2 protein-coding genes are annotated in these 11,623 nt (G+C 54.4%); one reads left to right on the forward strand and one right to left on the reverse strand.

Annotated elements, in window-relative coordinates:
- Positions 1-478 precede the first annotated feature (478 nt).
- Entirely contained in the window at positions 479-2,095 is a 1,617-nt protein-coding gene (locus tag Poly41_RS11670) for a DUF308 domain-containing protein (protein ID WP_146526337.1), read from the forward strand.
- Here the strand turns inward: Poly41_RS11670 and Poly41_RS11675 are convergent.
- The gene (locus Poly41_RS11675) at positions 2,092-11,604 is read right to left on the reverse strand and encodes a carboxypeptidase regulatory-like domain-containing protein (RefSeq protein WP_197231237.1); all 9,513 of its coding nucleotides are present in this window, start codon (positions 11,602-11,604) and stop codon (positions 2,092-2,094) included. The genes Poly41_RS11670 and Poly41_RS11675 overlap by 4 nt on opposite strands.
- Between the last annotated feature and the right edge of the window lie 19 nt (positions 11,605-11,623).

The following is an 11,623-nucleotide window of genomic DNA, read 5'->3' on the forward strand; positions in this document are numbered from 1 at the left end:
TTCTTCGAGTGTTAGTGCGGATGCCCGCGTATCGAGCCGGGTAACGGAAATAGCTGCGACCAGTTTGGCAAACGCTACTGCATCTTCAAACTGCCAACCTCCGGCACCCCAAGTCGCGATCGCTCCTTTGAACGTATCCTCGGAGCCGTGGGTTCAACGGCGTCTGCCTTCATTGCGGGGAACCGTCCTAAGAACGATTCTGACAGCACGAACGCGCCGCGAGAACCCAGCGTGATGATGGCCAGCCGGTCGTTGCCTTGGAGCCTTGCGGCGCAGCGCTTTGTCAAGCAGGGTGAAGTGGGATGGTCCAAATGCCTCCTCTATCGAGTGGCGCGGTGGCTCGATCCCTTGGGTTTCCTTGTACTGCCAATTTTGGGGGCTACCACAGGGACGAGGAAATCGTTCTGCTGGAAACGAATTCCGTTGCGTCGATCAATGGTTATCATCCCTTTTCTCAACCCATCAAGAATACTGACAGTTGAACTCTGAAAGCAAGCAATTGCCGAAGGCGTCAATCGCAGTGAAGGCATGCATGTGCTTTGGCTGGCTGATTCCGCTGTTGGTCATTCCAGCTGTGATTCTGCTGACGTTACCACTGACCCCTTTCCCGTCTGCCGCGACTTCGTTGATGGGATTTGCCTCGCTCGTTTTGGTTGGCGGGGTCTTGTCCATCACAGCTCTGGTATTCGGAAAAGGACGCTATCGCGGTGCGTACGCTCAAGGCGTTGCGGGAGTGCTGCTAACGATGGCTGGCTTGATTGTGATCCTCTCGTCATGTCTCATTCTGTACCACAGCGATCGTGTGAAGGCCGCGTATCACCGTCGCCAGAAACTCAGAGAAATCGAACGTGCATCCAATGGTATTGAAACCGCTCGCTCGGACTACATTGTGCCGGAGCTCGCTAAGCCGGCTGACTTGCTTGTCCGCCCGATGCCACCGTCCGTCGATCAAGCGACCTCCCGATTTGATCCTTGGAAAACCGTCGCGAGCGATCCACAAAAGGGTACACACTATTTTTCAACCCAAGACGATTGGATCCTCGTCAAGAATCGCTTCGTGCCTGGACCGACTCGATCGCAGGTTTTTGTCATCGACAACGATGCACACCGATACCATCAGACTCGGCAACCCGAATTGCTTGATCTCGTAACAGGGGAATTTCATCCGATTGGACCACCCCATCTGGTCGACATTGACCGTTGCAGCGAAGGATTCGTGTTCACTCTTGCCGATGGATCGATAATTGTTTACGAGGGCGACGATCTTTCGTCCGGCAGACTCTTGGAAGTGCCCCAACCGCTGAGACACGAGTTTGGAACGAGTTCCCCCAATGGAGAGGATCTTTACCGAGCGGAAGCCGCGATTGCGAGCGAAACTTCACCACTCGTGTATGTCATTCAAATCGCGAATAACGCTGTCTGGGTTTTCAATGCGAAAACCAACCAACTTGTCGCCCATGCAATTCCGAAACGGCTCGTCGGGACGGACGACCCATGGTCGGACATCGTACCGGAGCGATCCATATTGTTCCTTGACGGAAACGTTCTCCTGACGCAAACACACCATCTCCTGCTGCGGACGGAATTGGCGGATACCAAATTTGTCACGGAAGAGGTGTTTCCGATCGTCGGTTTGAGCCGTAGGCAGCTGGTTGGGCCTTTGCAAACGTCGAGCGGACCACAGTGTTGGTTCCTTAGCTCTCGACGAGGTAGCCAATCCCAACGTATTGAGCAGTTGCGAATCCGCTTCAATCCTTTGCGAATCAGAGAGACATGGCAAACGGAACCCACCGGAAGGGAGGCGAGTCAAATCGTCCTCACCGAAGACTTCATGGTCGAGTCATTGCGGTACATTAAGAACAACGTCGAGCGGGCAACACGCGATCTGCTCATTTACCGTGTCTCAGATCAGAAACACTGTGCCACGTTGCTTGTGCCGGAGGGCTACGACGCCAGGTATCTAACCGCGGGCGGCGGAAACTTCGTGATGATGGGATTTGGCAGCGTTTATGTAATCAACTTGGATCAAATCCAATCAAGATTTAACATCGAGCACCCTCCCGAGATCGATTTGGCAGCGGATTCGAATCGTTAACGGCTAACTGCCCTCCTTACCCATTGATTCGCTACATCGGTAGCAAGGAGCTCAATGCTCGAGTCAAGTTCGGACGCAGGCGACGGTTCGCTGTCCCGAACCGAGACGGTCGAATCAGGTAAATCGAGTCGGGATGTGGCAAAGCCGTCCGAGACCCACTCAGTGGACAATGTGCTTGTTGGCTTCGGTTCCATGGCAATCCAAGCAACTTCGTGGAGTCGCGGGTCCGCCTCCGGTTCTGCTTTCAGGAAGGGGATGGGCGCATCGATTGGGATCAGGAACGCTTCGCCACCAACATTGCTGGGGCCAACCGGAACAGCAAGGTTCGACAACTGGTTGATGACCCGTAGTGCATCGAGTGCCGTTAGCATCCAGTCTTCTTCGACGTCCAGGTAGCGGTCTTGATAACCTTCGGGTTGCCGCAACATCAGCAACTTGGTATGAGGGTCATGAACGATGCGATCGGTCAATTCGTTGATGACCAACAACGCATCGAATGCTGTTACCTTGCCGTTGTTATCCACATCGTAGATGTTCCTGTGGTTGACCCAGGAGTTCAGGGCGACTTCGGTCGCGGCTTCCGCGACGAGCGATTTCGACTCGACATGTCCGACGTTATCCATTGCGACACTTGCGAATGCGTAGCGACTACCTGGTTCGCCCGTGAACTGGTAACTGGTCGCCTCCGTATTGGCCAGCAACATCGTGAATGGGCCTTGATCTTGTGAGACGTAGAGGTTGTAGTCGCCAATCCCAGAACCATTCTCGTCATCTTCTCCTGACCAAGAGACAGTAAACTCCGCAGTGCGGACAACCTCGTCCAAAGCAGAAACGGAACTGGCGGGTGCGCCCCGGTCGATTGTATGGACCGTCTCGGGCGTCAGGATCGGATCGTTGACACCGAAGACAATCGAAGCCTGATTTCTGATTTCGGTGCCTGATGGGAGCTGATTCTTCGGCTGCACTCGATAACGAAGAAAGCCTTCGCCGTTGTGCAAGGTCTTGTCGTTAACCGGCAGGAAACCCGCATCGATATCATCGGGAACCAATCCGGTCAGTGGGTCAAGCGACGCAAAACTGGCTGTCATCGTGCGCGTGTCGAGATCAAGATCCAGTTCCACCGGCACCAACAAGTCGATCCCATCGGGACGTAGGTCTATCGTTGTCTCGTAGTGTGAAAGACCTGCGGGAACGTCGAATTCAAAGTTGCGGAATCCGAACGAGGTGAACTCAAATCGGGACAGATCCAGATTCTCATCAATCGAATCGGTGATCACAACCGTTTCCGCGGAAAGCGTTGCACCAGAGTCGGGGTCATTTTCAAAAAGGATTTCGTAATTCAGCAATCGGGGTTGCATGAAACCCGCAGCACCAAAACCGCTACGCCCAATCTTATCGTTGGGATCGTAGTCGCGTTGATTTTGAGTGTTGACTCGAACGAGTACACTGCTTGGGGCAATCAGCGTACCGGGTTCGTTCTGGTGCATTTTGTTGCAGTCTTCCAGGCGTTGCAGTGCAATCCAGTAACGCATCAGGGTGAAGGACCGTTGTCCCAAAGAGCGATCAATCGACTGAGTACGATGTTCCCTGGCTTCGTCCGCTTTCTTGGGTTCGTCAATCGCGTCAATGACGGCTTGACGAATTTCAAACAATTGGATGGCTGGACCGAAAATGCCCGTGGGTATCCCCGCCTGCTTGGCGACTCTGCTTAGCTTGTCAAATTGCTCAGCCACCTGTCCGATCAAGGTCAACCAAGCATTCACTCGTGCAGCGATTCCAATCGCTCTGGCGCCACTGGTGTCGGGTTGCCCCGCTCGAGATTGTTCCCCTGTGTTTTGAAGCGACGAATAGAGGTCACCGCCGACGTCGATCGCCTGCCTTACCAATAGTTTGATTGCTTCTATCTTTTCCTGTGACGACGCAACTTTGTTAAGATCGAGTGTCGCAAGTGATTTTAAAGTGGTTGCTGTGTTGAAAACAAGACTTGCGACCTTTCCGGCAACGACAGCACGCGTTGCCCAATAAACACCTGAATCGGCGTTGATACCCGCCCAGGTTGGATTTTTTCCTTCCATCGCGGTTTCGACTGCCGAGTCGCTGTTCCGCGCGTGGTCAAACGCTCGGACCGCTTCGATCAATTGCTGGCGACATTTGGGATGTGCCGAAGGTATCTCCGAATCGAGAAGTTGCTTCCGAAGATCATCGGGCGTCGTCAGTCTTGTCAGGTAGCCTTCCCCATCCGGAGAGGTGGGTGGAGGCGTGCTCACGTTGGTCTTTGATCCTCCAACGCTCGTTGGCGTGATGTTGATATCGACGGTCCCGCCCTGAGGGCTGGATTCCGCGTTAGTAGGAGGAGCAAATCCACCCGGTGTGATCACCTCGACTTCATAATCATCACCCGGCGGCAAGCCTTGGATGACGACAAAGGGTTCGCCACTGGCAGGAGTGATGTTGAAAATCCGTCCAACGTCATCGCGAACCACCACTTTTCCCGATTTGACCGACGCGCCACCGAACTGCAAATTGACACGAAGCGATGTACTCGCCGTATCGAGTGCGACATGATGGCGGGTGTTTGGTCCCGATAGACTGACGGAGTCGAGGTCCAGTTGACGACTGTCCGCATGAGTTGCGATGTCGTAGTCGCCTGGTTCCAAGTTTGCAGCGTTGTAGTTACCGCATTCATCCGTTGCGACCAAGGCGATGCGTTTTCCATCGGTCTTTCGATAGATGCTCACCGATGCGTCGGCGATCGGGCGGCCAAACTGCAAATCGACGATCGTGCCACTGATCGAATGACCGGGACCCATCGGTAAGTCCAACGGTGCTGTGACATCGGGTGACACGTCAATCGTTTGTTGAAGCGTCGCGTGCTGATCGGAATATGCAGTGATCTCGTATCGTCCTGCTGCTAAGCCCTCGATACGAAATTCGCCTGCTGCGTTCGTGGAGACGACCGGAAGCATCCCTGCAATTCCCAGTAGCTCGTCATTGACGAGGACACTCGCATTGGCAAGTGGGTCACCCGTCGTCGCGTCTCGCAACACTCCCTGTAGCGTTTGAGTTCCTGGGACAAAGTCGATGTGTTCATGGTGCGATCCACCGCTGATGTCGACATTGTTCATTGAGGAGAACGTTAGATCGGGTGTGGTTGCTGCGATCGTGTAGGTTGCCGCGTCAAGAAGGACAAACGAGTACTGACCATTCTCGTCAGCTAGAACGCTGTCGATTTCGCGATTGTCACGAAAGAGCTTGACGTACGCTCCTTCGATCGGCATCACACCGTCAGCTTGTAAAACCGTCCCCGATACCATTCCTGCTGTCGTGAAGGTGAAGTCTTGTGTTGCGGTTGGAGAGGCCTCGGTGAGTGTCAACTCACGCGACTCGATGGAGTGAACGCCGGCCGACTGAACGTGAACGCGATACGTGCCGTGAAGCATATCACGGAACTCATATTGGCCGACTGCATTCGTGGTCACAAAGGCATCTGCTTCACCCTCGCGACTCGCCAGAAGCAAAACGCCTGGAATCGGTTGTCCGGATGAGTCCTTCACCGATCCGGCAACGGTCCCCGCTTTGAGAAGGCTTTGCGAGTGGGTCAGCGATTCCTCTTCGCCGACAACGATGTTTACGGTTCTGTCGAGGTAACCGTTAGCCGTAAACAGCAACCGAAAACTCCCCGCGGGAACTTTTGCCATTTCATACTGGCCATCTGAATTCGCTTGAGCCGCAGTGATGACGTCGTCACCATCGAGTAGAACGATCCCCGCAAACCTGATCGGGTTGCCGGTATCGGCATCGGTAATGACTCCGCTGACGACGGATTCCGGATTCAGGCTGACGGCGATGTTCGTCAGTGTTTGGCCGCTATCAACGTCCAGTCCGTCGACTTGTGAAGGAACGAAACCTGACGCACTGACCGAGATAGTGTAGGTTTCCGCAGCAAGACCGGAAATCTGGTAGCTTCCGTCGCTGGTCGTCCTCGTTGAGTTTCCCTCACGCTGACTCGACATGGCAACGACGATTGCATCTTCGACGGGTTGACCCGTCGCTGTTTTGACAACTCCGCTGATCGACGCTGCTGATTCAACAATCAAATTGACGTTTCGCAGTTGCTGGTTCTCGCTCACCACGATGTCTTCACGGCGCACTCGGCTGAAGTTGTCGCCGCCCGCCGTGATTTCATATTCGGAGTTTGGCAAACCGACAAGTTGGTAGACTCCGTTTGAATCGGTCTCGGTGCCATAGAAGCCTGCTGTCTCGGAGTAAGCCGACACAAGGACATTTCTGGCGGGTGATCCGTCCGATTCGAAAAGGGTTCCCGTTACCGAACTTCCGGTTGAGACCGTGACATCACCTATCAGAATATCCACGCCATCGACATCAACATTGACCGGTGTCGAAAGATTGACGCCGTCGGCGACCAGCGAGTAGCTACCTGAGTGAACGTCTGGAAAGATGAAAGTTCCGTCGGTCAGCGACACCGCACCGTGCCCAACAAGGTTGATCTGGTCAAATAGGGTCAGAGCAACATCTCCCGCGGGAAGCCCTGACTCTTGAAACAGCAAACGACCATGAACGGAGGTTGTCAATTCGGCGCGAGCTTGCAGAGATTCCAGACCGAAAACATCCGCAAGAACAAAGTTGTCGCCCATTTTCTGAGGCAACAAGGTCGTGTGGTGAGCGAGCCTTTCAGCATAGCCTTCTCCGGTTTCGCCAATTTGTGCCCGAAGCTGATTGAAGAACAACTCAAACTCGGCATCGGCCATTTTCTCTGGCTTTAGCGTCGGCTTGAGAGTGTCCCAGGGAATCGTCCAGTCAGACGTAAGCTGTTGGCTTAGCTCAAAGGTTTCTGTGCCTGCGTCGGTAGACAATCCGTAAACCGTGATTTGTGATTTGGCGCCGGGTGGAAGGATTCCAGCGGGACCCTCGTCATTGGTTGCGATCAAGTCCAAGCGCGTTGAGCCTTCGGAATCCGGGCTGATGAGCAGTTCGTCGATTCCAGTCGAGGTCAATGTCAGAATGGGAGCGATCAGATCGGTGTCGCCACGGTTTTCGTAGTCGATCAGAATTTCGAAGCCTCGGCCCAGACGCATTCGCTGTGGCGCGACCAAGCTGACCTCAAGCTGACCAGGAACGCCGGCAATCACCTCAAACGCATCTTCTAACACAGTGGTTGTGCCATCCGGTTGGACAACTTGAACATCCGCCGGACCCAACGTCGCCCCGGCGAGATCGAATGTACCGGAGATCAATCCGCTATCACTGAAAAAGTTGTCGAACGCCTCGATTTGGGTGCCTTGGCTATCGATCAATCGCACCGATGCGTCGGATGCGAACTGCGACCCGCTAACGACGATCGTCGTCTGCCCCGTGTTGCTGCCGCGCTGCGGAGAAATCGTTGAAATCCCCAGCGATGCGAGATCTGCTGTGACGGTAAACGTCTGTGGTGAACTGACATCTGTTCCGATGACTGAGACGTAGTACATTCCGGAGTTTGTATTGTTGATCGCAACAACTTGGTCCGCGGAGTCTACCCGGACTCCGCGAGCGTCAAAGACCTGCGGTGTCGGGGCATCGCCATACTTGAGGTAGAGCTCGTTTACTGCGTTCTCATCGCCGTCAAGATTTACCGAAAGACTTTCGCCACTTGTCAGATTGACCTTGAAGAGCTTGGCATCGCCGGTTCCTGCGAGCGTTCCGGTTTTTGCGATTCCCAACGTCAACTCAGGCACATCCATTTGCACGGTGTCTGTCGAAGCGCCAGTGTTGTTTAGCAGTGCGGTTGCTTCAAAAACCTCATGCTGCCAATTGGCTCGCACTAGGAAATAGTAGTCTCCCGGTACCACACCGGGAAGCGTTACAGCCTTTGACAATGAATACTCAACTCCCGCATCGAGTGTCCCGGCATAACTCGCTTCGCCGAGAAGCAGATCGTCGGGTGTCCACACTGGGTCGGCCGACAGATACACGGCGTCTCGCCATGGTCCGATCGCAGGAGCGATTCCGTGATTGCGACCCGTCCACGACACTGTCACCACCTCGTCCTGCAATCCGCTCGCCGGTCCGGCGACTGAGACGACCATCAGATCGACGTCCGACGTGGAAGTCTCTTGTCGTTCCAACGCGCCAAGGTCAACGTAAGGCTTCGCTCCCGCACCACGGTTGATCATGTTCGGATCATCGAATCGTGGATTGCCAACGGCATCCACCATCGGCGCATCGTCGCTCGTCCCCGAATCGATCACGGGTGAACCGCCGCGCAACTGGTATTGGCGATTCGGATGACTGAAGTAACGAGGATCTGCCGAGAGATTGCCATCGGTGCCGGTCCGGTCTTCTAAGCCACCGTAGTTCACGGCACCAGGGTTGAACACGTTGTTGAAAGCGGCGTTGATCGTCGCATTTTCCGCGAGAAAGATGCCGTGGTTCGTGTTGTTGGTAATCAGATTGTTGGTCAGATCCACGGTTGCAGCATTGGCATACACGCCGAACCTGTTAGCGTCAAAATTGTTGTTCGTCGCCACAACCGTGGAGTCTCCGATTGCGAAGACTCCAAACAAGTTGTCGCGTGAAATGCTGTTGTTGATTTTCAGGTGACCGGTGTTGTGCGTCAACAGACCATGTTCGGCCGAATGACGGGTGACACTATTCGTAAACAACAGTTGTCCGCCACCGACGGCAACATTTGCGCGCAGATCACCGGATCCGCCGAAGCGAATCTCAGCATAATCCAAATGACTCTCTGTGTTGGTGGCCAGAAAGCTCAATCCCGCACACACGCCGGCCCAGCCTCCGCTCGGACCATTGTCATTGGTGTCGCCCAAGACGGAATCGTCGACGACGGACGTGAAAACGATGTGCTCATCGCTGGTGCCTTGCGCGAGCATGCGACCGCCGACTTCAATCGGTTCACCCGCAAGGAATTTGATGACTTGCCCTGGGGCGATTGTTAGCGTGACGTCTTCCGCCACCGTGATTCGACCGGTCGGTACATAGGCGATCCCCGGATCGTCCCAGGTCGCATCCGAATCGATTGTGCCGGCATCAACCAGTAACCCATTCAACCGATTTCCATCCACCCGGATGTCTCCCCGAATGGTTGGATTTGATTTCAGGTCCATGCTGGCGGCATGAAACTCGTTATTCAAAAATGTGATGTTGTTGATGACGGGATCACTCTCAACGATTCGCATCCCATGCATTCCGCCCCGGATCACGGCATCGTTCAGGGTGAGTTCTCCTCCGTTGACGTACAATTGGTACTGGGTCCTCCCCGCATCGGCCGCTCCACCGTACCTCAGCTCGATATGATTGAGTTCACTTCCCGTACTGGTGTCAGTGAATTCGATTTGTTGCCAACTCCGGCTCCACCCGCCTGAAGGTCCGTTGTCGTTCGTATCGCCACCTGCGGAATCGTCAGTGAGAGAGGTGAAGATCACCGGGGCGTCTTCCGTTCCATTGGCGAGAAGCGTGCCATCAACCCCAATGCGGCTACCAGCAAACCCCATCTTGACAACTTGACCCGCAGCAAGCGTCAACGTTGTGCCAACCGGAACAGTGATTTCGCCTGTGGGTGTGTAAACAATGTCTGGATCATCCCATACTGTGTCCCCAGGCAATGTGCCACCATCAACAAGAACTGAGTTCCATTGATTTCCCGCAGTCGTAATACCTTGGAACATTGGATTCGATGCCAGATCCATACTGGCGGCGAGGAATGCATTGTTCAGAAACGCAGTGTTGGTGATGACGGGATCGCTTTCGACGATCCGTATCCCACGCGTCCCGTGACGTAGGACCGAATTCGTCAGTGTGAGTTCACCGCCGTTCACAAACAACTGATACTTACCTTCACCATCACCTCCATATCTCGATTCAAAGTGGTCGAGCACGCTTCCCGTGCTGGTGTTGGTAAACTCAATATAGCTCCAATCCGGGTTCGATCCGCCTGATGGACCACTATTGTCTGTATCACCACCAGCCGAATCGTCACGGTAGGAGGTCACGATGACAGGTGCATTCTCGGTACCGCTGGCTAACAGTCGTCCCGCGACTGTAATCACCGTGTTTAACCCGAATGGCTTGACAATCTGTCCGGCGCCCAGCGTCAGCGTGGATCCCTCGGAAATCGTGATTGCCCCCATGGGCATGTAGACCATATCCGGATCATCCCACGTGCGATCTCCCGAGATCACACCCCCATCGATTAGAAGTGCGTTCCAACGGTTCCCCGTCGTTGTAATTCCTTGGAACGTTGGATTCGACGTGAGATCCATACTTGCGGCGAGGTAAGCGTTGTTCAAGAACGCTGTGTTGGTGATGACAGGATCGCTGTTCACAATCCGCATCCCTCGCGTTCCGTGGCGGACGACTGAATTCGACAGTGTGAGTTCACCGCCGTTGACAAACAACTGATATGCATCTTCTTCGCCGCCTCCTCCGTATCTCGATTCGAAGTGGTCGAGCACGTTTCCCGTACTGGTACTGGTAAACTCGATATATCCCCAATCGGGAGTCGATCCGCCCGACGGACCATTGTTATCCGTATCGCCACCGGCTGAGTCGTCTCGAGTCGACGTCACAATCACCGGCGCTGATGAAGTACCATCGGCCAACAGGCGACCATTGATAATCAGATTAGAATCATGGCCGCCCATCTTGATTATCTGCCCAGCCGCGAGCGTCAAAGTCATGTCTTGGGGAACCGTAACACGACCCGCCAATCGATAGACGACGTCCGAGTTGTCCCATACACGATCTGCGGACAACTCACCTGCATCAACCTGGACTCCATTGAGTGCATTGTCGGTGAATGTGATGTTGCTGATGTCTGGCTGTGAATCCAAATCCATCGACATTGCCGCGAAGCGGTGGTTTTCGAACGATGTATTCGCAACCGTGGAATCCGCATCGTCAATCCTCATTCCAACGTTACCGATACGTACTCGGCTGTTCGTCAATGACAACTCGCCTCCGTTGACGACAATCTGTCCGACAAAGTCCGAACCGCCGCCGCGGACTTCGACGTGATCCATTTTGCTGCCAGTGCTTGTTGATGCGAATGCGATATTTCGCCATGCACCTTGCCAAGCGCCTTCTGCTGCGTTGCCGGTGGTGTTGACGTCATCCGCCGTACCAAGGACTCCGTCAAAGCCCATGTCGTCTCGATCCGACGTGAACAAGATTGGCTCGGCCTCGGTGCCAACTGCAATCATTGTTCCCTTAACGCTGAGACCGAGTCCAGCAAACTGAACCATCGTGCCTGGTTCGATCGTCAATGTCACACCCTCCTTTACGGCGATATCCGCGGTGACGTGTTGAACTTCGTCATTCGTCCAGGTCGTGTCGACCTCGATATCCGTAGCCCACACCACCGCCAAGACTCGACGGTCCTCTAACTGCTCCATCAGCAGACGTCGCGATTCGGGCCTTCTGCGACGAGCATGACCTGCTCGCGACCAGGGCTTTCTGGAAAAGGGTTGACCCCCAAGAAGTTGACGTTTCATGATGTTTTCCCCTCGATTG

This window comes from Novipirellula artificiosorum, assembly GCF_007860135.1.
GTDB lineage: Bacteria > Planctomycetota > Planctomycetia > Pirellulales > Pirellulaceae > Novipirellula_A > Novipirellula_A artificiosorum.

Coding starts and splice junctions, on each gene's coding strand:
- Poly41_RS11675 (WP_197231237.1), bottom strand. CDS start 11,604: ATGAAACGTCAACTTCTTGGGGGTCAACCCTTTTCCAGAAAGCCCTGG.